The 21,278-nt window shown below is 71.8% G+C and carries 22 protein-coding genes; 13 read left to right on the plus strand and 9 right to left on the minus strand.

Going from position 1 to position 21,278, the window contains the following annotated elements:
- Positions 1–53 precede the first annotated feature (53 nt).
- On the plus strand, positions 54–893 hold the full coding sequence (locus ACZ6QQ_RS24750; RefSeq protein ID WP_465879431.1) for a beta-keto acid cleavage family enzyme: 840 nt from the start codon (positions 54–56) through the stop codon (positions 891–893).
- Between the two features lie 45 nt (positions 894–938).
- Positions 939–1,904 carry an asparaginase gene (locus ACZ6QQ_RS24755; RefSeq protein WP_465879432.1) on the plus strand — a complete coding sequence of 322 codons (966 nt, stop codon included), beginning with the start codon at positions 939–941 and terminating at the stop codon, positions 1,902–1,904.
- Between the two features lie 81 nt (positions 1,905–1,985).
- On the opposite strand, the gene ACZ6QQ_RS24760 is transcribed toward ACZ6QQ_RS24755, so the two are convergent.
- Positions 1,986–2,804 (minus strand): alpha/beta fold hydrolase, encoded by an 819-nt coding sequence (locus ACZ6QQ_RS24760; protein WP_465879433.1) that lies wholly within the window; start codon positions 2,802–2,804, stop codon positions 1,986–1,988.
- Between the two features lie 142 nt (positions 2,805–2,946).
- On the opposite strand from ACZ6QQ_RS24760, the gene ACZ6QQ_RS24765 reads away from it, so the two are divergent.
- The 5 genes from ACZ6QQ_RS24765 to ACZ6QQ_RS24785 all read left to right on the plus strand — a co-directional run bounded on the left by ACZ6QQ_RS24765 (position 2,947) and on the right by ACZ6QQ_RS24785 (position 6,434).
- The gene (locus ACZ6QQ_RS24765) at positions 2,947–3,543 is read left to right on the plus strand and encodes a helix-turn-helix domain-containing protein (protein WP_465879434.1); all 597 of its coding nucleotides are present in this window, start codon (positions 2,947–2,949) and stop codon (positions 3,541–3,543) included.
- Complete coding sequence (locus ACZ6QQ_RS24770; RefSeq protein WP_465879435.1) at positions 3,540–4,337, plus strand: hypothetical protein; 798 nt, start codon at positions 3,540–3,542, stop codon at positions 4,335–4,337. The genes ACZ6QQ_RS24765 and ACZ6QQ_RS24770 overlap by 4 nt, the downstream gene beginning before the upstream one ends.
- Before the next feature lie 69 nt (positions 4,338–4,406).
- Entirely contained in the window at positions 4,407–4,721 is a 315-nt protein-coding gene (locus ACZ6QQ_RS24775; protein WP_465879437.1) for a DUF2516 family protein, read from the plus strand.
- Entirely contained in the window at positions 4,718–5,605 is an 888-nt protein-coding gene (locus ACZ6QQ_RS24780) for an alpha/beta fold hydrolase (RefSeq protein ID WP_465879438.1), read from the plus strand. Before ACZ6QQ_RS24775 ends, ACZ6QQ_RS24780 begins: the two co-directional genes overlap by 4 nt.
- 91 nt (positions 5,606–5,696) lie before the next feature.
- Positions 5,697–6,434: an alanyl-tRNA editing protein gene (locus ACZ6QQ_RS24785; protein ID WP_465879440.1), complete on the plus strand. Its 738-nt coding sequence runs from the start codon at positions 5,697–5,699 to the stop codon at positions 6,432–6,434.
- A gap of 4 nt (positions 6,435–6,438) precedes the next feature.
- Here the strand turns inward: ACZ6QQ_RS24785 and ACZ6QQ_RS24790 are convergent, their stop codons facing one another.
- Positions 6,439–7,125, minus strand: a complete 687-nt coding sequence (locus ACZ6QQ_RS24790) for a nucleotidyltransferase domain-containing protein (protein ID WP_465879442.1) — start codon at positions 7,123–7,125, stop codon at positions 6,439–6,441.
- Positions 7,126–7,220: 95 nt separating this feature from the next.
- Between ACZ6QQ_RS24790 and ACZ6QQ_RS24795 the strand changes: the two genes are divergently transcribed.
- On the plus strand, positions 7,221–8,144 hold the full coding sequence (locus ACZ6QQ_RS24795) for an SDR family oxidoreductase (RefSeq protein WP_465879444.1): 924 nt from the start codon (positions 7,221–7,223) through the stop codon (positions 8,142–8,144).
- Positions 8,145–8,293: 149 nt separating this feature from the next.
- Here the strand turns inward: ACZ6QQ_RS24795 and ACZ6QQ_RS24800 are convergent, their stop codons facing one another.
- The gene (locus ACZ6QQ_RS24800; RefSeq protein ID WP_465879445.1) at positions 8,294–9,274 is read right to left on the minus strand and encodes a helix-turn-helix transcriptional regulator; all 981 of its coding nucleotides are present in this window, start codon (positions 9,272–9,274) and stop codon (positions 8,294–8,296) included.
- A gap of 148 nt (positions 9,275–9,422) precedes the next feature.
- Between ACZ6QQ_RS24800 and ACZ6QQ_RS24805 the strand changes: the two genes are divergently transcribed.
- Positions 9,423–10,253 carry an EI24 domain-containing protein gene (locus tag ACZ6QQ_RS24805; RefSeq protein ID WP_465879446.1) on the plus strand — a complete coding sequence of 277 codons (831 nt, stop codon included), beginning with the start codon at positions 9,423–9,425 and terminating at the stop codon, positions 10,251–10,253.
- Complete coding sequence (locus tag ACZ6QQ_RS24810) at positions 10,253–10,768, plus strand: O-acetyl-ADP-ribose deacetylase (protein ID WP_465879447.1); 516 nt, start codon at positions 10,253–10,255, stop codon at positions 10,766–10,768. Before ACZ6QQ_RS24805 ends, ACZ6QQ_RS24810 begins: the two co-directional genes overlap by 1 nt.
- Before the next feature lie 22 nt (positions 10,769–10,790).
- Here ACZ6QQ_RS24810 and ACZ6QQ_RS24815 read toward each other — a convergent pair whose 3' ends face one another.
- From ACZ6QQ_RS24815 to ACZ6QQ_RS24835, 5 genes are all read right to left on the minus strand, one after another.
- Complete coding sequence (locus ACZ6QQ_RS24815; protein WP_465879448.1) at positions 10,791–11,807, minus strand: LacI family DNA-binding transcriptional regulator; 1,017 nt, start codon at positions 11,805–11,807, stop codon at positions 10,791–10,793.
- Positions 11,808–11,920: 113 nt separating this feature from the next.
- On the minus strand, positions 11,921–13,345 hold the full coding sequence (locus ACZ6QQ_RS24820; RefSeq protein ID WP_465879449.1) for a GH1 family beta-glucosidase: 1,425 nt from the start codon (positions 13,343–13,345) through the stop codon (positions 11,921–11,923).
- Between the two features lie 350 nt (positions 13,346–13,695).
- On the minus strand, positions 13,696–14,457 hold the full coding sequence (locus ACZ6QQ_RS24825) for a maleylpyruvate isomerase family mycothiol-dependent enzyme (protein WP_465879451.1): 762 nt from the start codon (positions 14,455–14,457) through the stop codon (positions 13,696–13,698).
- A gap of 228 nt (positions 14,458–14,685) precedes the next feature.
- The gene (locus ACZ6QQ_RS24830) at positions 14,686–15,477 is read right to left on the minus strand and encodes a class I SAM-dependent methyltransferase (RefSeq protein ID WP_465879452.1); all 792 of its coding nucleotides are present in this window, start codon (positions 15,475–15,477) and stop codon (positions 14,686–14,688) included.
- 34 nt (positions 15,478–15,511) lie between these two features.
- Complete coding sequence (locus ACZ6QQ_RS24835; RefSeq protein ID WP_465879453.1) at positions 15,512–16,276, minus strand: SDR family oxidoreductase; 765 nt, start codon at positions 16,274–16,276, stop codon at positions 15,512–15,514.
- A gap of 185 nt (positions 16,277–16,461) precedes the next feature.
- On the opposite strand from ACZ6QQ_RS24835, the gene mshA reads away from it, so the two are divergent.
- The 3 genes from mshA (at position 16,462) to ACZ6QQ_RS24850 (ending at position 19,414) form a co-directional block, all read left to right on the plus strand.
- Positions 16,462–17,847: a D-inositol-3-phosphate glycosyltransferase gene (gene mshA / locus ACZ6QQ_RS24840; RefSeq protein WP_465879454.1), complete on the plus strand. Its 1,386-nt coding sequence runs from the start codon at positions 16,462–16,464 to the stop codon at positions 17,845–17,847.
- A 25-nt stretch (positions 17,848–17,872) separates the two neighbouring features.
- On the plus strand, positions 17,873–18,406 hold the full coding sequence (locus ACZ6QQ_RS24845) for a type III secretion system chaperone family protein (RefSeq protein ID WP_465879455.1): 534 nt from the start codon (positions 17,873–17,875) through the stop codon (positions 18,404–18,406).
- Between the two features lie 84 nt (positions 18,407–18,490).
- Entirely contained in the window at positions 18,491–19,414 is a 924-nt protein-coding gene (locus ACZ6QQ_RS24850) for a hypothetical protein (RefSeq protein WP_465879456.1), read from the plus strand.
- Positions 19,415–19,840: 426 nt separating this feature from the next.
- Here the strand turns inward: ACZ6QQ_RS24850 and ACZ6QQ_RS24855 are convergent, their stop codons facing one another.
- Positions 19,841–21,184 carry an MFS transporter gene (locus ACZ6QQ_RS24855; protein ID WP_465879457.1) on the minus strand — a complete coding sequence of 448 codons (1,344 nt, stop codon included), beginning with the start codon at positions 21,182–21,184 and terminating at the stop codon, positions 19,841–19,843.
- Positions 21,185–21,278: the final 94 nt, after the last annotated feature.

The raw sequence follows: 21,278 nt of genomic DNA on the forward strand, positions 1-21,278 counted from the left end.
GCGTACCGCTGGTGTGGCGGGGGTCTGGGAGCGGCCTGGTTAGGATCGCCGGCATGACAACAGGGACGTTGATCACGGTTGCCCCGACCGGGGCGGAGTCGACCAAGGCCGAGGTGCCGGCGCTGCCGGTGACCCTGGACGAGCTGGTGTTGACCGCGAAGGAGTGCGAAGCGCTCGGCGCGGCCGTGATCCACGTACACATCCGGGACGGGCGGGCCCGGCCGACGCTCGACCCGGCGCGGCTGCGGGACACGGTCGCCGCGCTGCGGGATGCCACCGGTCTGATCGTGCAGCTCTCCACCGGTGGTGCGGTGACCGATCCGGAGGTCGAGCGGCTCGCCGTGCTCGACGCCGGCCCGGAAATGGCCTCCTGCACGATGGGTACGGTCAACTTCGGCGAGGACGTGTTCCTCAACCGGTGGGAGTTCATCGTCGAGCTGCACACCCGGATGCAGGAGCGCGGCATAGTGCCCGAGTACGAGATCTTCGACCTAGGGCAGCTCACCACCCTGCGCCGCCTGCTCGACAGGCACGGCCTGCCGGCCGGTGGGCACGTGCACGTCGACTTCGTGATGGGGGTCCCGGGGGGTATGCCGGGCACCACCGAGGCGCTGGTGGCCTGCCGGCAGGCGCTGCGGGACCTGCCCGAGGGGAGCACGTTCTCCGCCACCGGGATCGGCCGCAGCACGATCGACGTGCTGCTCGCGTCGCTGTCGACCGGTGGTCACCTGCGGGTGGGCATGGAGGACACCATCACGTACGCGAAGGGGCGGCCGGTGGAGTCGAACATGCAGTTGGTGGCCCGCGCCGTCGGCTTCGCCCAACTCGCCCAGCGCCCCCCGTTGACCACTACGCACGCCCGTGAGCTGCTGGGACTTCCGCCTCGAAACTGAGGGCTCCCTAAGGTGGCGGTCCGGCGACTCGCTACCGTCTGCGCCATGGCACAGAGCTACACGGGCGGCGAGCCGCTCGCCGAGGTGGTCCGGTCCGGGTTCGTCGAGGGGTCGCACCGGGGTTCGGTGGTGGTTCTCGACGCGACCGGGACCGTCGTCGCGTCGGCCGGTGACGTGCTGTCGCCGATCTTCCCGAGGTCGTCCAGCAAGCCGATGCAGGCGATCGGGATGCTCCGCTCCGGCCTGCGGCTGGTCGACTCGGCCGATCTGGCCCTGGTCTGTGGCAGCCACTACGGCGAGGATTTCCACGTGGCCCGGGTCGGCGCGCTGCTGCGCAGCGCCGGTCTGACCGAGTCGGACCTGCGGTGCCCGCCCGACCTGCCGATCGGTGAGGCGGCACGGGCCGCGGTCCTGGCGGCCGGTGGTGGACCGGCCCGGATCCGGATGAACTGTTCCGGTAAGCACGCCGGCATGCTGCTGACCTGCCTGGCAGCGGGCTGGCCGGTCCAGGGGTACTGGCGGCCGGAGCACCCGTTGCAGCAGCGGCTGCGGGCCTCGGTCGAGGAGTTCACCGGCGAGTCGGTCGCGGCGGTCGGGGTCGACGGTTGCGGTGCGCCGGTGCTCGCGGTCTCGCTGACCGGGATGGCCGGCGCGTTCCTGCGGCTGGTGTCGGGTGCGCCGGGCTCGGTGGAGCGGACGGTCGCGGATGCCATGCGTACGCACCCGGAGCTGGTCGCCGGCACCGGTGCCGAGGACACCCGGCTGATGGGCGGGGTTCCCGGTCTGCTGTCGAAGGTGGGTGCGGAGGGGGTCGTGGTGAGCGCGGTGCCGGGGGTCGGCGCGGTCGCCCTCAAGATCGATGACGGTGCCGCCCGACCCCGGATGCCGGTGCTAGTAGCCGCCCTGCGCCGGCTGGGCGTGACCGCCCCGGTCCTGGCCGAACTGGCCGACGTCCCCCTCTTCGGCGCCGGCCTCCCAGTAGGCGGAATCCACCCCCTCCCCGCCTTCTAACCCGCCTCTCCCTCCCCCAAGATCGCGCTAATACAGAGAAAGAGTGGCTATCCGGCGCCGGATAGCCACTCTTTCTCTGTATTAGCGTCCCGTGGGCGGGTGGGGAGCGAGGAAGGTGAGGAGGGCTTCGTTGACGGGGGTGGGGCGTTCCAGCGGGAGCAGGTGGGCGGCGTCGGGGACGTCCGGCAGCCGGGTCGATCCGGGCACCTGAGCGGCGATCAGGTCGGCCAGCACCGAGATATCCGGTACGTCCGCAGCACCGACGCCGACCAGCACCGGTACCCGGATCTCGGCGAGCCGGTTGATGGCCGGCGGGTCGAGTTCGTGGACCTCGACATTGCCGAGTGCCGCCTCGGCGGCCAGTGCCCGCCGGTCCATCTCGCGGGCGAAGTCCAGCAACGCCGGGTCGGGCTCGGACGGCTGGCGACCCGGCCCGACCACCCAGAACCGCACCTCGGCCTCGGCGGTGGCGTCGAGGTCCTCGTCGTCGACCTCGCCGATCAGGCTGTCCCAGAGGTCGTTGGTCTCGTCGGACCATTCGTAGCCGGAGACCGCCGAGCCGAACAGGGCGAGCGCGGCGACCCGGTCCGGGTGGGCGAGGGCGGTGTCGATCGCCACCGCACCGCCGAACGAGCAACCGACGAGGGCGGCCCGTTCGACGCCGAGCGCGTCGAGGAAGTTGACCACGTCGTCGTGGTGGGCGAAGGGCTGCTCCGGCAGGTCGGATTCGCCGTACCCGCGCAGGTCGAGGTTGAGCACCCGGTGCGTACGGGAGAGCACGTCGACCTGGCCACGCCACATCCGGCGGTCGGCGATGCCGGCGTGCAGCAGGACGACCGGGGTCCCGTCGCCCAGGTCGTCGTAGGCCAGCGTGGCCCCGTCCAATTCGATCATCGACATCAGGCGAAGCTACGCAGTCGGGTGGTCGATATGCAACGTGATTGCCCGACCTGTGACGTTCGGCTGATCCGGCTGAGACTTCGCTAACTCTTGCTAGCGCTTTGCTTGCAATAGCTAGCGGCAGCGAACTACCGTCGAGCGCATGGCGAACCCCAAGGACCTGCCCCGCGACGTCGGTGGGTTCATCCGTGACCTGCGACGCAACGCGAAGATCTCGTTGCGCCAGCTCGCCGACCAGGCCGGGGTGAGCAACCCCTACCTGAGCCAGATCGAGCGTGGACTGCGCAAGCCGAGCGCGGAGGTGCTGCAACAACTCGCCAGCGCGCTGCGGGTGTCGACCCCGGTGATGTACCTGCGGGCCGGCCTGCTCGACGACAAGGAGGGGCATGGCGTGCTTGCCTCGATCGCCGCCGACCCCGACCTGACGATGCCGCAGAAGCAGTCCCTGAGCCAGATCTACGAGACCTTCCGGCGGGAGAACGCCCGCCAGGCCGAGCCCACCGCACCGGCCACCACCAGCACCGACAGCGCCACCAGCACCGACAGCGCCACCAGTGCAGCCAGTGCCGCCGCGCCGGCCGGTGACGGCGGCACGGCGGTGGACGACGTACTCGAATCGGTGGCCCGGACCGAGTCGGGCACCGCGCCGGCACCGAACGCCCCCGCACCAGCCAAGCGAACCGCCCGCAAGGCGGTCCGGAAGACCGCTCCCGCGGTCGAGGAGGAGCAGCAGTCATGACCCACCCCAGGAGCAGCAACCGCATCCCCGCCCCCCTCTACGCCGTCGCCGGTGTCGGCGACCTCGCCCTGCAGCAGCTCCGCAAGCTGCCCGCGGTCGTCACCGAGCTGGGCGAGAAAGCCGCCACCAGCACCGCCGAACTGCGCGAACGGGCCGTCGCCGGCACCGGCGAGCTGCGTGAGCGGGCCGTCAGCGGTACCACCGAGCTGCGCGAACGGGCGGCCGGCATCACCACCGCCGAACTGCGCGACACGGCCGCCACCCGCGCCGCCGAGCTGCGCGAGCGGGCGGTCACCGGCACGGCGGAGCTGCGCGAGCGGGCCACCGACGTCCTGCGTACCGCGAACACCACCGCCGCCGAACTGCGCGGCCGCAACCTCGGCGCCGAACTGGACGTACGTCGGCTGCGCACGGCGGCGATCCGCAACGCCGCCGTCATCGTCTCCGGCGCGTACTCCGCCTCCGAGCGGGCCGCCGCCGCGTACGAGGCCCTGGTGGCCCGGGGCGAGCGGGTCGTCAGCACCCCGGCTTCCGCCCCGGCGCCGGCTCCGGCCGACATGGACGCGCCCGAGGTGCCCGCCGAACTGACCGCCACCCCGGAGGTCCTCGCGACCAAGGAGACGGCGGCCAAGGTCGCCGCCACCAAGGCCACCCGCAGCCAGGCCGCCGGCACCCCGAAGGCGCCGGCCACGAAGGCCACCGCCGCCAAGGCGCCGGCCACGAAGGCCACCGCGACCAAGGCGACCAAGGCGACCAAGGCGGCGAAGAAGACCGCGATCGACGACGAGAAGTAGGCCCGGTCGGTGAGACCCCGGGTACGGCATGTAGCCCGGACCCGGGGTAACCGACATAAGCTTCACGGCATGGTTACTGCCGCGCCGATCTTCTACTCCGACGTCCGGGACGTCATCGAGCTGGTGCTCCTCGTCTTCTCCCTCGTCATCGAGGGCGTGGCGCTGGTGCACGCCATCACCCAACGCTCGGACGCCTTTCCGGCGATCGGCACCCTGCCCAAGGGCGGCTGGATCGCCATCCTCGGTGTCTGCCTGGCGCTGACCCTGCTCGGTTTCGGCGTCCTCAGCATCTTCGGCCTGATCGGCATCGCCGCCGGTCTGATCTACCTGCTCGACGTCCGACCCGGACTGAAGGACCTGACCGACGGCAAGGGCTTCTGGTGAGGGATTTCCGCTGGCCCCCGCCTCCCGATGGCGGGCCACGGACGTACGGACCCGGTCCCAGCGCGCCCCGGACCGGTCGCCCCGCGCTGCCCGAACCGGAGACCGAACTGGTCACCACCCCGCACGGGGTACGGCTGGAGCGGCTGGTCACCGGCGTCGGCGATCCGGTGACCGTGTTCGCGCACGGCCTCGGCAGCGGCATCGCCACCACCCGACCGCTGGGCAGCGCGGTCACCGGCCGACGGGTCTTCTTCCAGTTCCGGGGGCACGGCCGGTCGGACGCGCCGGACGGCCCGTGGACCTACCTGGACCTGGCCCGCGACCTGCGGGCCGTCGCCGACCTGAGCCGGGCCAGCCGGGCGGTCGGCGTCAGCCTCGGCGCCGGTGCGCTGACCCGGCTGCTGCTGGAAAGCCCGGAACGGTTCGACCGGGCCGTCTTCTTCCTGCCTGCGGTGCTGGACGAACCGCGTCCGGTGGCGGCCCGCGAACGGCTGGCCCTGCTGCTGGAAGCGGTACGCAGCGGTGACCCCGCCACGGTCGCGGAGGCGGCGTCGGCCGAACTGCCGGCGGCCGTCCGGAACACCCCGGCGGGTTGGGCGTACCTGCGGCAGCGGATCGACCAGTTGATGCGCGACGGGTTGGCCGACGGGCTCGCCGGCCTGCCGGACCAGGTCCCGGTACGGGACGCGTCGAAGCTCGCCTCGGTCACCGCCGAGTCGTTGGTGATCGGCTGTGCCGGTGACGAACTGCACCCGGCGGCGGTCGCGGAGCAACTCGCCGCCGCGCTGCCGAACGCCACCCTGCACGTGTACGACCGGCCCGGCGTGCTCTGGACGCACCGCGCCGACCTGCGTGCACGCATCTCCGAGTTCCTGAACGGCTAGTCGCCGTCGGTGTGACAACGGCTAGTCGCCGTCGGTGTGACCGCGCAGGTCCGCCGTTTCCGCCGGTGGTGAGCGGGTAGTCTGCCCGGTCATGGGTGTCACGCAACATGGCCACACGCTCCGGCTGGACCTCGCCGACCCGACCCTGCGCGAGTGGACCTGCACGGTCGTGCACGTCGACCCGGAGCAGGGCATCGTGCTGGACCGTTCGGCGTTCTATCCGGGCGGCGGTGGCCAGCCGCCGGATCACGGCGTACTGCTCTGGCAGGGGACGCAGACCCGGATCGTCGGCACCCGCAAGGGCGACGACCTGTACCTGATCCCGGCCGAGGGCGATCCCGTTCCGCCGGTCGGTACGGCGGTCACCGGTGCGGTCGAGGAGACCCGCCGCACCCTGCTGATGCGTACGCACTCCGGTCTGCACGTGCTCTGCGGTGTGGTGTTCCGGGACTTCGGGGCGCTGGTCACCGGCAACAGCATGGAACCGGGCGAGGCGCGGATGGACTTCAACCTGCCCGAGGTGCCGGCCGACTTCAAGGCCCGGCTGGAGGAACTGGTCAACGTCGAGGTGACGGCCGACCGCTCGGTGGCGGTGAAGGTGCTGCCGCGCGCGGAGGCGCTGGCCCTGCCGGACATCATCCGTACCCAGTCCAATTTGATCCCGGCCGACGAGCAGGAGATCCGGATCGTCGACATCGTCGGGCTGGACGTGCAGGCCGACGGCGGCACGCACGTGGCGTCGACCGCGCAGATCGGCAAGGTCCAGGTGGTCAAGGTGGAGAGCAAGGGCAAGGCCAACCGCCGGGTACGGGTACGCCTGGTCAGCTGACCGCTCAGCCGGGCGGGGAGTAGTTCGCCGCGCGTACGTCGAGCAGCCAACGTTCGACCGTCTCCTCGTCCGGCCGCTGCGGCAGCGGCGTACGGATGGTGTCGAAGTCCTGTTCGGCCTCGACGAGCAGGGCCCGCGCCCGGTCGACGGAGCCGGCGGCGACCCGCTCGCCGAAGTCCAGATAGGACTGCGGGTCGTCGAGCCGGATCGGTAGGTGGCCGGTGGCGTAGAGCGTCCGTCCCTGGTGCAGCAGTCGGGCCAGGTGCCGGGCGTGTTTGGCGGTGCGTCGCCGGGTGTCGGCCGAGAACGTGCCGTCGCCGCGTGTTTCGAACTTGCGGAACTGCTGGCCGGCGTAGCCGAGGTAGGCCGACCGGACCCGTGGACCGGACAGGAACGCCGTCCGGATCCCGATCAGCCGGTCGCCGAGGTCGGTCCGGGTGTCGTAGAGGTCGTCGGGCAACCAGACGAGTTCGGTGGCGGTCGGGTTGCCGCCCAGCGCCAGCCGGCACCACTTGCCCGCCTCGTGCAGGGTGGCGTCGGGTGCGGTGGTCACGATCGACTCGCGGGGCGGGCGCAGGCCGTGGAAGGCGACCGTGGGCGCGGCGAACAGGCCGAGCCGGTCGGTGTCCGAACCTGGACCGGCCAGCCCGTACGCGGTCGAGCCGACGATCCCGGCGAGCAGCAGGCGCATGCCGGACATGATCGCGTACGGGGCCGGGCGGGTGAACCGAGTTTGTCGGTAAATCCGGCCATCGGCTGTCAGGTATTGCTGGTTACCTGATCAGCATGACCGAATCGAGCCAACCACTCAGCGGAAAGATCGCGCTTGTCGCCGGTGCCACCCGGGGCGCCGGCCGGCAGATAGCGGTGCAACTCGGTGCCGCCGGCGCCACCGTCTACGCGACCGGGCGCAGCACCCGTGCCCAACGGTCGGAGATGAACCGGCCGGAGACCATCGAGGAGACCGCCGAACTCGTCAACCGGGCGGGCGGGGTCGGTGTCGCGGTGCCGGTCGACCACCTGGAGCCGGAGCGGGTAAGCGCACTGGTGGACCGGATCGACCGGGAGCACGGGCGGCTGGACGTGCTGGTCAACGACATCTGGGGGGCCGACTCGATGATCGGCTGGGACCAGCCGGTCTGGCGGCACTCGCTGGCCGACGGGCTGCGGACGCTCCGGCTGTCGATCGACACCCACCTGATCACCAGCCACTACGCGTTGCCGCTGCTGATCCGCTCGCCGGGTGGGCTGGTGGTGGAGATGGGCGACGGCACCCGCGAGTACAACGACAGCACCTACCGGCTCAACGCCTTCTACGACCTGGCCAAGGTCTCGGTCAACCGGCTGGCCTTCAGCCAGGCCCACGAACTGCGCCAGTACGGCGCCACGGCGGTCTCGCTCACGCCGGGCTGGCTGCGCTCGGAGACGATGCTCGACCTGTTCGGCGTCACCGAGGAGAACTGGCGGGACGCGACCGAGAAGCAGCCGCACTTTGTCATCTCGGAGTCACCGGCGTACGTCGGTCGGGCGGTGGCGGCGCTGGCGGCCGACCCGGACCGGGCCCGCTGGTCCGGCCAGTCGCTCTCCAGCGGCCAACTCGCCCGGGTGTACGGCTTCACCGACCTGGACGGCAGCCAACCCGACGCCTGGCGCTACATCGTCGAGGTGCAGGACCCCGGCCACCCCGCCGACGCCACCGGTTACCGCTGACCGCCCGCCCGCCTGCCAGTCCGTCCGCCCGTCCGTCCGCCCGTCCGTCCGCCTGCCCGTCCGCCTGCCTGCCAGTCCGTCCGCCTGCCTGCCAGTCCGCCCGCCCGTCCGGCCGCTGCCGGCTGGTAACCGTCGCCGGGGTCCACGGCTCACCGCTGTTGGACGGGTCCCGGGTCCCGGTAGAGGGCACCGAGCCGGGTCGCCGCGTCGGCGAGCCGGGCGCGCAGCGAGGGTGGGTCGAGCACCTCCACCTCCGGTCCGAACCGGAGCATCATCGAATAGGCGACGTCGAGCGACTCGACGGGCAGGCGGGTCACCACCCAGCCCTGCCCGTCGGGCTCGCCCGCCGACGCCAGGGCTTCCTCGGCGGCCGGTGGCTCGACCAGGTACCGCAGGGAACGCAGTCCAGCCGGGCTCAGTCGTACGCTGATCCGGTCCGGGAGCATGGCCCGGACGAACTCGACCACCCCGGCCGACCAGAAGCCGGCCAGGTCGAAGCTCTCGTCCCGGTCGAAGCCGGCGGTGGAGACCTCGACCCCGATTACCCGGTCCACCCGGTAGGTGCGATGGTCGTCGCCGACTCGCCCGACCAGGTACCAGACCCCGCCCTTGAGCACGAGCCCGTAGGGCTGCACGGTCCGGGTCACCTCACGGTCGCGGCGGTAACGCAGCTCGATCACCCGGTCCTGCCAGACCGCGCGGGCGAGGTCGCTGAGCAGCGGCGGCGGGTCGGTGGTCCCGAACCAACCGGGTACGTCCAGGTGGAACCGTTGACCGGAGCGTCGCGCCGCGTCCCGCAGTGGTGCCGGGAGCGCGGCCAGCACCTTCAGCCGCGCGGCCGCCACCGGCTCGGCCAGCCCCATCTCGTCGACCGGTCCGGGCAGCCCGGACAGGAACAGCGCCTCGGCCTCGGCGCGACTCAGCCCGGTCAGCCGGGTGCGGTACCCGCCGAGCAGCCGGTATCCGCCGGCCCGCCCCCGGTCGGCGTAAACGGGCACGCCCGCTGCCCCCAGCGCGAGTACGTCCCGGTACACCGTCCGCTCGGACACCTCCAACTCCCGAGCCAGCTCGGCCGCCGTCATCGTCTCCCTGGCCTGCAACAACAACACCAACGAGATCAACCGAGCCACCCGCACCCGCCACCCACCCCCACCCGGCCACCCGGCCACCCGCCGACTATCGCCGTTGACCATGAAGTTAGCGCGTTGTCCGAGGCGAAATTCTGCGCCAACTTCATGATCAACAGCGCAAACGGGGCGGGAAGTAGGCTTGCCGGTTGTGGGCGTAGCCAAGGTCACGGCTCCGGCCGTCGGTGTGGTGGGGCAGTTCCTCAGCGGGGTGGGGCTGCTGGTGCGCGGGCTCGGCACGTACGCGCGTACGCCCCGACTGGTGCTGCTGGGGATCCTGCCGGCGCTGATCACCGGGGCGCTCTTCCTCGCCGGGTACGCCACGCTGATCTACTTCGTCGACGACCTCGCCGCACTGGTCACCCCGTTCGCGGACGACTGGGCGAGCTGGGCGCGGGACCTGATCCGGGTACTCGCCGGGTTCGCGTTCCTGGCCCTGGGGGCGGTGCTCGGCGTACTGACTTTTACGGCCGTCACCCTGGTCGTCGGCGACCCGTTCTACGAGGAGATCTCCGCGCGGGTGGAGGCCCGCTACGGCGGGGTGATGGGCGAGATCGACATTCCCTGGTGGCATTCCCTGCGCCGGAGCATGGTCGACTCGGCGCGGCTGGTGGCCCGGTCGGTGCTGCTCGGCGTACCGCTGTTCTTCGCCGGGTTCATCCCGGTGGTCGGGCAGTTCGTCGTACCGGTGGTCGCCGCGGCGGTCGGCGGCTGGTTCCTCGCCCTGGAACTGGTCGGCGCCCCGTTCTACCGGCGCGGCCTGCGGCTACCCGACCGGCGGCGGATGCTGGGCGCGCAACGGCCGGTGGCACTCGGCTTCGGCGTCGCCGTCTTCTGCTGCTTCCTGATCCCGCTCGGCGCGATCCTGGTCATGCCGGCCGCGGTGGCCGGCGCCGCCCTGCTGGCCCGCCGCTCGCTCGGTGAGCCGATCGACGAGCCGGGCCGCTGGACCGAGCACCCGGCCCCGAGCCCGGAGGCATAGTGGACATCACCCTGGTCGAGGGCGACATCACCACCGTACGGGTGGACGTCGTCGTCAACGCCGCCAACTCCTCACTGCTCGGCGGCGGTGGGGTCGACGGCGCGATCCACCGGCGCGGCGGCCCGGCGATCCTGGCCGAGTGCCGGGCCCTGCGGGCATCCCGGTACGGTCGCGGCCTGCCCACCGGGCAGGCGGTCGCCACCACCGGAGGCAACCTGCCGGCCCGCTGGGTGGTGCACACCGTCGGCCCGGTCTGGTCGGCCGACGAGGACCGGTCCGAGCTGCTGCGCGACTGCTACCGCAACAGTCTGCGGATCGCCGACGAACTCGGTGCCGGTTCGATCGCCTTCCCGCTGATCTCGTCCGGGGTCTACCGCTGGCCGGTGGAGGACGCCGTCCGGCAGGCGCTGGGCGTGCTGCGGGCGGCCCGACCGGCGTACCTCACCGAAGCCCGCCTGGTGCTCTTCGACGCCCCCACCCTGGCCACCGCGCAACGGGTACGCGACGCCGGCTGAACTGCCGTCCGCGCGCGCCGGTTCAGGCGGAGTCGCGCAGGACGAGTTCGGTCGGCAGCACCACCGCCGGCTCGACCTCCTCGCCGGCCGCGAGCCGGAGCAGTTGTCGGGTCATCTCCCGGCCGATCTGGAGGATCGGCTGACGCACCGTGCTCAGCGGCGGGTCGGTGTAGCGGGCCGACTCGATGTCGTCGAAGCCGATCACGGCCACGTCGTCGGGCACCCGGCGGCCGGCTTCGCGCAGCGTACGCAGCGCGCCGTGGGCCATCAGGTCGGAGGCGACGAAGACCGCGTCCAGGGTCGGGTCGTCGTCGAGCAGCTGCCGCATGGCCAGTGCCCCGGACTCGCGGGTGAAGTCGCCGACCGCCACGATCGACCGGCGGCGGGAGTCCTGCAACTCGGTCCGGTAGCCGGCCAGCCGTTCGATGCCGGCGACCATGTCCTGCGGGCCGGCGATGGTGGCGATCCGCCGCCGCCCCGAGTCGAGCAGGTGACGTACGGCCTTGGCCACCCCGCCGATGTGGTCGACGTCGACATACGGCACCGGCACGGTGGCCCGGCCCAGCGGCCGGCCGCCGCAGACGACCGGGATGCCCATCCGGGCCAGCGCGCTGGGCAGCGGGTCGGCCCCGTGCAGCGAGGCGAAGAGCACCCCGTCGACGTGTCGACCCATGGCGTAGCTCTCCACCCGGTCGTGGCTGGCGGTCGAGCCGGCGAGCATCAGCACCAGCTGCTTGTCGGCGGCCTCCAGCTCCTGACTGACGCCACGGATGATGCCGGGGAAGAAGTGGTCGTCGGAGAAGACCCGGGTGGCCGCCTCGGGCAGGATCAGCGCGATCGAGTCGGTCCGCTGGGTGACCAGGCTGCGGGCGGCCAGGTTGGGGACGTACCCCAGCTCCTGGACCGCCCGACGGACCGCTTCCCTGATCGGCTCGGCGACGGTGGTGGAGCCGTTGACCACCCGTGACACGGTTGCCCGGGAGACACCGGCGCGCCGCGCCACCGCCTCCAACGTCGGTCGCTCCCGTGCCATGGTCATGCCCCCGCCTCGCTTCGCTCACCGGTGGCATGACCGAGTGTGTGACTGAGTCTGCTGATTCGCTCGCTCCGCTCGCTCATGCCCCCGCCCCACTTCGCTCGCGCCAATTTCAGTTACAGGCCGTTGCGCCGGATGACCTCCTGGTACCACCGCGCGCTGTCCTTGAGCACCCGACGCTGGGTCAGGTAGTCGACGTGGACGATCCCGAACCGCTTACGGTAGCCCTCGGCCCATTCGAAATTGTCCAGCAATGACCATACGAGATACCCACGAAGGTCCACGCCCCTCGAAATGGCCTCGTGTGCGGCACGAAGGTGCCCGTCGAGGTAGTCCACCCGGTCGGCGTCCGGCACCCGGCCGTCGACGTCCGGGTCGTCGCGGTTGAACTTGTCCGGGAAGGCGGCGCCGTTCTCCGTGATGATCATCGGAACGCCCGGGTAGTCCTCGGAGATGCGTACCAGCAGGGTGGTCAGGCCACGGGGCTCGATCATCCAGCCCATGTCGGTGAGCGGGCCGACCGGGGCCACGAACTCGATCCCCTCGGTGCCCGGGTAGGCGCCGCCGCCACCGGTCGCGCCCTCGCGGGCGGTGACGTAGCTCGGCTGGTAGTAGTTGATGCCGAGCAGGTCGATCGGGACGTTGATGATCTTCTCGTCGCCGTCGCGCAGGTGGCTCAGGTCGGTGAACCGGGCCACGTGCTCCAGCACGTCCGCCGGGTACTCGCCGCGCAGCATCGGGTCGAGGAAGATCCGGTTGGCCAGGCCGTCGACCAGCCGTACCGCCGCCTGGTCGGCGGCGCTGGCCGGGTCGACCGGCAGGGCGGTGGTCGGGTTGAGGGTGATCCCCAGGGTCTGCGCGCCGGCCGCGCGCAGCGCCCGGCCGCCCAGGCCGTGGGCCAGCAGCAGATGGTGTACGGCCTGGAAGGCGGCCGCCGGATCCTGACGCCCGGGGGCGTGTATGCCGTTGCCGTACCCGAGGTAGGCCGAGCACCACGGTTCGTTCAGCGTGGTCCAGGTGCGGACCCGGTCGCCGAGGCGGGCGTAGACGGCGGTGGCGTAGTCGGCGAAGTACTCGGCGGTGGCCCGGTTGGTCCAGCCGCCCCGGTCCTCCAGCGTCTGTGGCAGGTCCCAGTGGTAGAGCGTGATGATCGGGTCGATGCCCCGCCCGATGAGCTCGTCCACCAGTCGGTCGTAGAAGTCCAGTCCGCGCGGGTTGACCGGGCCGGAGCCGTCCGGCTGGATTCGGGGCCAGGCGACCGAGAAGCGGTACGCGTGCAGCCCGAGGTCGGCCATCAGCGCCACGTCCTGCGGATACCGGTGGTAGTGGTCGCAGGCCACGTCACCGGTATGTCCGGCGTACACCTTGCCCGGCGTACGGCTGAAGGTGTCCCAGATCGACGGGCCGCGCCCGTCGTCCTGGGCCGCGCCCTCGATCTGGTACGACGCCGTCGCCGCTCCCCAGACGAAGCCCTCGGGGAAGCGCACCGCCGCCTCCGCCGGTGCCGGGAGCACCGCTTGCTGCGTGTCAAGAGTGGTCATACCGTTACCGCACCTTTCCTGATGCCGCCGAGGATCCCGCGACGACGACGTGTTCGACGAGCAGCGGCACTCAGGCGGTCACGGCGCCGGCGCAGGCCCGCGTGCCGTCCGAGCGGCGGCCGTTGCACGGGGCGCGCGGGGAGACTTCTCTTCCGAGCCTGAACGCGGGTTACCCGAGTGTCAAGAGAGCGCTCTCACAAAGTTACACCGTGCCTCCGCCTGATACACGAGCGTAGTAATGGGCACCATCGATATACCCGAGCGTAGTGACGGGCACCGCCAATCGGCGCCCGGCCCAGTATCGCCGGCCGGACGCCATCCATGGGGACGCGGAAAGGTACGGCGGCGGCTCAGCCGGCCCGCAGACCCTGGAGCAGGGTCATGTCGCCGGAAACCTCGAGCACGTCGAAGTTGATCCGGCCCCAGAGGGCCAGCAGCAGGTCACTGGCGTTTCCGGTGACGTGGGCTCGGGCGTGGTGGTCGTCGCTGTCCAGGATCGTGTCCGTGTCCAGCAGGGCCACGCCCGTGCCGCGCATCCGCAGGTACCACTCCTGACCGGCGTCGACGGCAACCAGCTGCGCCACACCGTACCGGGGCTCGGGGAAACGCCGCCGGCCCGCCGGCAACCAGGTGTCCAGCACCTCGCTCACCCCGTCGGCGGCGAGCTTCGCCTCGATCGGCTCGGCCGAGGTGATCGCCAGCTGGGCGTCCCAGCGGTGCACCGTGGTCTCGTGTGCCATCCGGCGGGCCCAGAAGCCGACCTTCTTCGGCTGCGGCGCCCAGTTCCAGGCCGACGCCTCCGGGTCGAGCCCGTCGAGTGCGGCGAGCAACTGGTCGTACTCGTGCTGCCACCAGTCCAGACCGGCCTGACCGGACGGCAGGCCGTCCTCGACCGGCCGGTCGCTGGGCGCCTCCGTCCGTCCGCTGGTCACCACACCCCGGACCCAGCGGTAGCGGGAGCCGAGGTGGTGCACCAGATCAGTGGTGGTCCACCCCGGACAGGACGGCACCTCGGCGTCCGGCGGCGCCTCGGCCACCGCCGTGCGGAAGGCCGGCCCGTCCGCACGCAGTGCGGCGAGCCAGAAATCCTTCGTGCCGTGCAATCTGCTCATCACGATCCTCCCGCGCTACCGGGCCACCGAATGGGCCGCCCGGCTCGCCCCCAGCCTATGGTGAACAACGCGCCAGACGTTAGCGCCCATTTGACCGCTGCCGATTCCGGCACGCCAATCGGTCCTGGTAGAACAATCGCATTAAATCGTACAAGCAGCCGACCGGTCGGGTCGTTCGGGCAGGCGCGACCACGAGGTGCCAGGTCAACGGCCGGAACACCGGCGGGATCAGGGCGCGACGGCGGACCAGGCGACGGTGATCTCGCCGAGCCGCCACCGGGCCGACCGGTCGAGCACCGGCCACCCGGCGTCCCGGACCGCCGCGACCGTACGCAACCAGCGTTGCCGGGGACCGAAGGTCGCGTACGCCGCCGCGTCCCGCCACCCCTCGTCGAGCGCCCGGACCAGGGCGTGCACCCCGGTACCCGGCACATTGTGGTGGATCAGCGCCTTCGGCAGCCGCTCGGCCAGCGCCGCCGGACTCTCCAGTGTGGCGAGCCTCGGCGCCAGGGTCAGCGACCTCGGCTGCCCGGCGGCGTCCACCAGCACCCAGGTCGCCAGCCGGCCCAACTCGTCACAGGTGCCCTCGACGATCAGCCCGTCCGGGGCGAGCCCGGCGGCCATCGTCCGCCACGCCGGGCCGACCGCGGACTCGTCGTACTGGCGCAGCACGTTGAAGACCCGGACCAGCACCGGGCGGAGCCCGGCCAGTTCGAAGCCGCCACGGGCGAAGGTGAGCCGGGGCGGGTCGGCCGCGACGGCGGCGGCTGCCACCCGTACCGGATCGATCTCCAGTCCGACCACCCGCACGTCCGGGCGGACCGCAGCGGCCAACCGGGCCCGCAGCTCCACCGCCGTGACCGGGGTGGCGCCGTAGCCGAGGTCGACCACCAGCGGATCCGCCGCGTCACGCAGCGGACCGGCACACCGCGACGCGATCCAGTTGTCCACCCGGCGCAGCCGGTTCGGATTGGTCGTGCCCCGGGTCACCACCCCCAGCGGCCGGCGCGGCGGCGGCATCAGGTCACCCGGTGGCGTCGGTGCGGCGGCGGCATCAGTGCACCCGGTGCACCTTGTGCTGGGCCGCCTGGGCGATCGGGCGGACCACCAAGCGGTCCACGTTGACGTGCTGCGGGCGGGTGGCGCACCAGGCGATGCAGTCGGCGACGTCGTCGGCGACCAGCGGCTCCGCCACCCCGGCGTAGACCGCCGCCGCCCGCTGCGCGTCGCCGCCGAACCGGTGCAGCGCGAACTCGTCCGTCCGGACCATGCCCGGATCGATCTCGACCACCCGGATCGGCCGGCCGACCAACTCCAGCCGCAGCGTCCGGGTGAGCGCCGTCTGCGCGTGCTTGGCCGCGGTGTAACCACCGCCGCCCTCGTACACGTCGAGCCCGGCGGTCGAGCTGACCACGATCACGGTGCCGGCACCAGAGGCCTCCAGTACGGGCAGCACCGCCCGGGTCACCCGGAGCGTGCCGAGGACGTTCACGTCGTACATCCACTGCCAGTCGGCGACCGAGCCCGACTCCACCGGATCGAGGCCGAGCGCCCCGCCCGCGTTGTTCACCAGCAGGGTCACCGGGCCGGGCAGCCCGGCAGCGGTGTCCGCCAGGGCTGCCACCGACTCGTCCGAGGTCACGTCGCAGATCACGGCGGTGGCCGTACCGCCGCTCTTTTCGATCTCCTCGACCAGGTCGGTCAGCCGATCCCCGCGCCGGGCAGCGGCCAGGACGTGAAAGCCCTCGGTGGCCAACCGTCGGGCGGTGGCCGCGCCGATTCCGCTGGAGGCACCGGTGACGATCGCGACAGGAGTCATCCGGGCATTGTTTCCCATCGACCGGGTTGCCCGGGTCGGGGGCGGTGGATGAGGTCGGTCACCCGTACGGGTACCGGGATGAATGGTTGTGGCGTGATCGGGAAGATGACATCCGACGCGACGGTTGATGTCTTGGGCGCCCGGATCATGCCGGACTGCGCGTCACCTTGACCGAAGGAGCAGTTGTGGCGGAATCGCACACCGGGGTTGGGCGGCAGCGGGGCGCCCGGCCATGGCCGACCCCGGCCCGGATCGCCACCATCTCCGTACACACCTCACCGCTGCACCAGCCGGGCACCGGTGACGCGGGCGGGATGAACGTCTACATCGTCGAGGTGGCCCGGCGGCTGGCCGAGGCCGGCGTCGAGGTCGAGATCTTCACCCGTGCCACCGAGAGCGGCCTGCCACCGGTGGTGGAGATGGCGCCCGGGGTGCACGTCCGGCACGTTACCGCCGGCCCGTTCGAGGGCCTGGCCAAGGAGGAGCTGCCCGGTCAGCTCTGCGCCTTCACCAACGGCGTGCTGCGGGCCGAGGCGGCCCACCCGCCGGGCTTCTACGACCTGATCCACTCGCACTACTGGCTCTCCGGGCACGTCGGCTGGTTGGCCAAGGAACGCTGGGGCGTGCCGCTGGTGCACACCGCGCACACCCTGGCCAAGGTGAAGAACTCGCGGCTCGCCGAGGGCGACCGGCCGGAGCCGAAGTACCGGGTGATCGGCGAGGAACAACTGGTGGCCGAGGCGGACCGGATGGTGGCGAACACCGCCGTCGAGGCCCGCGACCTGATCGCCCGTTACGCGGCCGACCCGACCCGGGTCGCGGTGGTCGAACCCGGTGTCGACCTGGACCGCTTCCGGCCGGCACCGCTCGGCTCGGGCTCCGACGGCCGGATCGCCGCCCGCCGCCGCCTCGGCCTACCCGACTACGGGTACGTGGTCGCGTTCGTCGGCCGGATCCAGCCGCTGAAGGCCCCCGACGTGCTGCTGCACGCCGTCGCCGCGCTGCGGGACCGGGACCCGCACATCGCCGACCAGTTGACCGTCGTGATCGCCGGTGGCCCGAGCGGGAGCGGGCTGGACCGGCCCACCGCCCTGATCGAGTTGGCCACCTCGCTCGGCATCAGCGACTCGGTCGTGTTCCGGCCGCCGTGCACCGGCGAGGACCTGCCCGCCCTGTACCGGGCGGCCGACCTGGTGGCGGTGCCGTCGTACACCGAGTCGTTCGGGCTGGTGGCGCTGGAGGCGCAGGCCTGCGGTACGCCGGTCGTCGCCGCCGCCGTGGGCGGCCTGGTCACCGCCGTAAGGGACGGGACGAGCGGGATCCTGGTCGACGGGCACGACCCGGTCGACTGGGCCCGTACGCTCAGCGGCCTGCTCGCCGCACCCGGCCGGCGGGCGGCGCTCTCCGCCGGTGCGGTCCGGCACGCGCAGAACTTCTCCTGGACCAGGACCGCCGCCGGCCTGCTCACGGTCTACGGTGATGCGGTGGCGGAGCACCGGAGCAGGCTGGCGTCCGAGTTGGGCGGCAAGACCGGGGTGGCGGCCGAGGTGCTGCCGGCGGGCGTCCGGTGACCCGGCTCGCCGGACGGAGTGACGGATGACCGGGCGGGACGACCGGTCGCGGGTCGGTGCGCTGATCTCCTCGGTCTGCGCCGAGCGGGAGTTGCCGTGCGAGCCGACCGGTGAGTTCGCGTACGCGGTCACGCTGCCCGGGACGCACAAGCTGAAGACGATCTGCAACCTGATCGTGGGTGAGCACGCGCTGCGGGTCGAGGCGTTCGTGATGCGCCAGCCGGACGAGCGGCGCGAGGAACTGTGGGCCTGGTTGCTGCGGCGCAACGCCCGGATGTACGGGGTGGCGTTCTCCGTCGACACGGTCGGCGACGTCTACCTGACCGGCCGGATCGGCCTGTCAGGGGTGACCGAGGAGGAACTGGACCGGCTGCTCGGGTCGGTGCTCAGCTACGCCGACGATTCCTTCGACACCATGTTGGAGATCGGTTTCGGTACGGCGATCCGCCGGGAATGGGACTGGCGGATCAAGCGGGGTGAATCAGTGGCGAACCTGGCGGCGTTCGCCCATCTCTTCGAGCCGTCGAAATCCGCCGAGCCGGATTTGGACCGCCCCTGACGGGTATGGCAGCGGTGGCGCACGGACGATCGGGTACGCGCGCCGCATGCCGATGACAGACTGTCCAGGGAGCGTGAGAATCACATGGCTCAAGCTCAGCGAAGCAGTTCGAGTCGCGGCGGCAACGCGACCGCGACCAGGAAACGGACGATCAGCGCCGGGAGCAGCAGTCCCGCCGACATCGCCCAGATGACCGCGGACCAGATCCGCAGCCAGTTGCGCAAGCGCGGCATCACCGGCATCTCGGCCCTGCGCAAGGGCGATCTGGTGCAGGCGCTGTCGCGGGCGCTCAGCGCCGAGGGGCGTCGCGGGGGCGGGTCGGCGCGGACGGGCACCGGTCCGGCGAAGCGGGCCGCCACGGCGGCGCGCAAGACCAGTCCGGCCGCGCGCAAGAGCACCGCGTCGGCGCGTACCGGTGCCTCGACGGCGCGCAAGAGCGCTTCGGGCGTGGCCCGCAAGGCCACCTCGGCCGCGCGTAAGACCACCTCCGCTGCGCGCCGGAGCACCTCGGCCTCGGGTCGGACCACGTCCGGCGGGGTGAGCGCCTCGGCCCGGCAGCGGCGGTCGTCGCCGTCGAAGGCGGCGCCGAGTACGGCCGCCCGTACCGCCGAGCGGGCGAAGGCCGCCGCGGCGAGCGGGATCCGGTTGGGCCGCACGATGTCCCGCTCACTGAAGTACGCCCAGCCGATCTCCTCTCCGGACCAGCAGCCGGAACGGCCGGGGCGGAGTCTGGTCACCACCAGTCACGAGGTGATCCGACGCTGGGCGCGGGCCCGCAAGGCGAAGCCGGCGACGATCGCCGGAACCGAGCGGGATGGTCGGGCCGGCGTACTGACGTTCAATTTTCCGGGTTGGCGCGAGGGTGGCCGGCTGCGGGAAATCACCTGGGAACAGTGGTTCAAGACGTTCGACCTGCGCCGGTTGAATTTCATCTACCAGGAGCGGCGCTCGGACGGTAAGCAAAGTAACTTCTTCAAGCCGGAATCACCGGACCGTGAGGATGGCTGAACCAGTGGGATTGGTTCGCGGGTGGACCGGGACGCACCACGGGTGCGGTAACGGCCACCGTGTGACCGGCGAGACAGCAGCACAGCTTGTGCCGGTTACAAGCCGCGAACTACCGTGATCGCGGGCGACACGCTCGGAACGGTTCGGGGGAACCGTGAATCGATCAGATTCGAGCACCGAGTGGGTTGGCGCCCGGGGGACGGGTGGCACGAAGCCGTTGGGGGACGGCGCCACCTGAGACCGGCGGTGTGAGCGGGCGACGCTTACGGGGGTGAGTGTCGCCCGCCGCCGCCGGGCCGAACCAGAACAGCCGGCGCGTGACGACCGACCCGCGCCGGCTGCCGTCCTGCTCCCCATTGCCGTCCTGCCGTCCTGCTGTCCTGCTCCTTGCTGTCGTCGTGGCCGGTCCCTGCTGCCCGCCGGTCCTCAGTCGACGCCGACGCTTCCGGCGGTGCTGAGCGTGGCCGGGGACGCGGTCGGCGTACCGGAGCGGATCGCGGCGACCCGGCGTTCCCGGGGCGGGCCGGCCAGCAGGTGTCCCAACGCGGCCGCCAGTCCCAGACCACCGGCGATGATCCAGTGCCAGTCGCCGAGGTACTGCAGGCTCACCCCGCCCAGGGCCGGCGCGACGAAGGCCGCCGCCGGGAAGGTCAGGTAGAAGACCGACTGGTAGCGGGCCCGCAGCAGTGCCGGAGCCAACTCCGCGTTGATCTCCGCGTTCGGTGGCGCGGCCAGCATCGAGCCGACCGTCCAGATCACCGCCGCGACCAGGTAGACCGGCAACCGGTCGGCGAAGGCGAGCGCCCCGAAGCCGGCGGCGAGCAGCACGGTGGAGACGGACAGGACCAGGTGCTTGCGGTACCCGTCGATCAGGCGGGGCACGAACAGTTGCCCGACCACGATCAGCGCGCCGCCGAGCGCGACCACCACGCCGTACGACGCCGGGCTCAGCCCGTCGGCCCGCATCGCCAGCGGCATGATGGTCGACGTCTGGGTGGTGAGTACGGCCAGCACGAAGGTCAACCCCACGAACACCATGAACGTACGGTCGGTGAGCGCGGTGACCAGCCCCGGCTGCCGACGCGGGCGCGCCTTCCCCGCTCCCGTCCCCGGCGGCGTGGCCTGCCCTACGGCCCTGCGGCGCCACGTCCCCGGCACGATGAGGCGTCGTCGCATTCCCCGGCTGTCCCGGCGGAGTGTCTCGGGCACCTTCCAGGCGATCAGTCCGGTGGTGATCAGGGTGGCGCCCGCGTCGACCAGGAAGAGGGCCAGGAAACTCGTCTCGGCGAGCAGGCCGGCGAGGAACGAGGCGGCGGCCATGCCCAGGTTGAAGGCCCAGAACTGGAGGTTGAAAGCGCGTGACCGACGGTCTTCGGGCACCACGTCGATGATCGCGGCGACGAACGCCGGCCCCGGCATCGAGTGCACGACCCCGATCAGCCCGGCCAGTACGGCGATCGCCACCAGGTCCGTGGTGAACGCGAGGACGATCATGCCGAGCGCGGCGGCCAGGTGCGACCAGAGCAGGGTGGCCCGTCGCCCCCAACCGTCGGCCAGCACCCCGCCGAGCAGTACGCCGACGGCTCCGCCCGCGCCGTACGCGCCGACCACCAGGCCGGCGAGCCCCTCGCTCGCGCCACGGGTGTCGGTCAGGTAGAGCGACAGGAAGAGCATCGCGAACGCGCCGACCCGGTTGATCAGCAGTCCGGTCCAGAGGTACCAGTAGGTGGCGGGTAGCCCGCCGGCGGTTTCTCGCAGCCAGCGCCGCACCGGATACCTCTTCTCGAAAGTTTCTTTCCAGTCCCGCCCGATCCTAAAAACCCCACTCCCGAACACCAACGTGCCGGAGATCACCCCGGTCTGC

This window comes from Micromonospora sp. NPDC049529, assembly GCF_055586685.1.

Bases quoted from the DNA above. Each gene is read 5' to 3' on its own strand.
- ACZ6QQ_RS24750 (WP_465879431.1), top strand. From the start codon at position 54: ATGACAACAGGGACGTTGATCACGGTTGCCCCGACCGGGGCGGAGTCG.
- ACZ6QQ_RS24755 (WP_465879432.1), top strand. From the start codon at position 939: ATGGCACAGAGCTACACGGGCGGCGAGCCGCTCGCCGAGGTGGTCCGG.
- ACZ6QQ_RS24760 (WP_465879433.1), bottom strand. From the start codon at position 2,804: ATGTCGATGATCGAATTGGACGGGGCCACGCTGGCCTACGACGACCTG.
- ACZ6QQ_RS24765 (WP_465879434.1), top strand. From the start codon at position 2,947: ATGGCGAACCCCAAGGACCTGCCCCGCGACGTCGGTGGGTTCATCCGT.
- ACZ6QQ_RS24770 (WP_465879435.1), top strand. From the start codon at position 3,540: ATGACCCACCCCAGGAGCAGCAACCGCATCCCCGCCCCCCTCTACGCC.
- ACZ6QQ_RS24775 (WP_465879437.1), top strand. From the start codon at position 4,407: ATGGTTACTGCCGCGCCGATCTTCTACTCCGACGTCCGGGACGTCATC.
- ACZ6QQ_RS24785 (WP_465879440.1), top strand. From the start codon at position 5,697: ATGGGTGTCACGCAACATGGCCACACGCTCCGGCTGGACCTCGCCGAC.
- ACZ6QQ_RS24790 (WP_465879442.1), bottom strand. From the start codon at position 7,125: ATGCGCCTGCTGCTCGCCGGGATCGTCGGCTCGACCGCGTACGGGCTG.
- ACZ6QQ_RS24795 (WP_465879444.1), top strand. From the start codon at position 7,221: ATGACCGAATCGAGCCAACCACTCAGCGGAAAGATCGCGCTTGTCGCC.
- ACZ6QQ_RS24815 (WP_465879448.1), bottom strand. From the start codon at position 11,807: ATGACCATGGCACGGGAGCGACCGACGTTGGAGGCGGTGGCGCGGCGC.
- ACZ6QQ_RS24820 (WP_465879449.1), bottom strand. From the start codon at position 13,345: ATGACCACTCTTGACACGCAGCAAGCGGTGCTCCCGGCACCGGCGGAG.
- ACZ6QQ_RS24825 (WP_465879451.1), bottom strand. From the start codon at position 14,457: ATGAGCAGATTGCACGGCACGAAGGATTTCTGGCTCGCCGCACTGCGT.
- ACZ6QQ_RS24830 (WP_465879452.1), bottom strand. From the start codon at position 15,477: ATGCCGCCGCCGCGCCGGCCGCTGGGGGTGGTGACCCGGGGCACGACC.
- ACZ6QQ_RS24835 (WP_465879453.1), bottom strand. From the start codon at position 16,276: ATGACTCCTGTCGCGATCGTCACCGGTGCCTCCAGCGGAATCGGCGCG.
- ACZ6QQ_RS24845 (WP_465879455.1), top strand. From the start codon at position 17,873: ATGACCGGGCGGGACGACCGGTCGCGGGTCGGTGCGCTGATCTCCTCG.
- ACZ6QQ_RS24850 (WP_465879456.1), top strand. From the start codon at position 18,491: ATGGCTCAAGCTCAGCGAAGCAGTTCGAGTCGCGGCGGCAACGCGACC.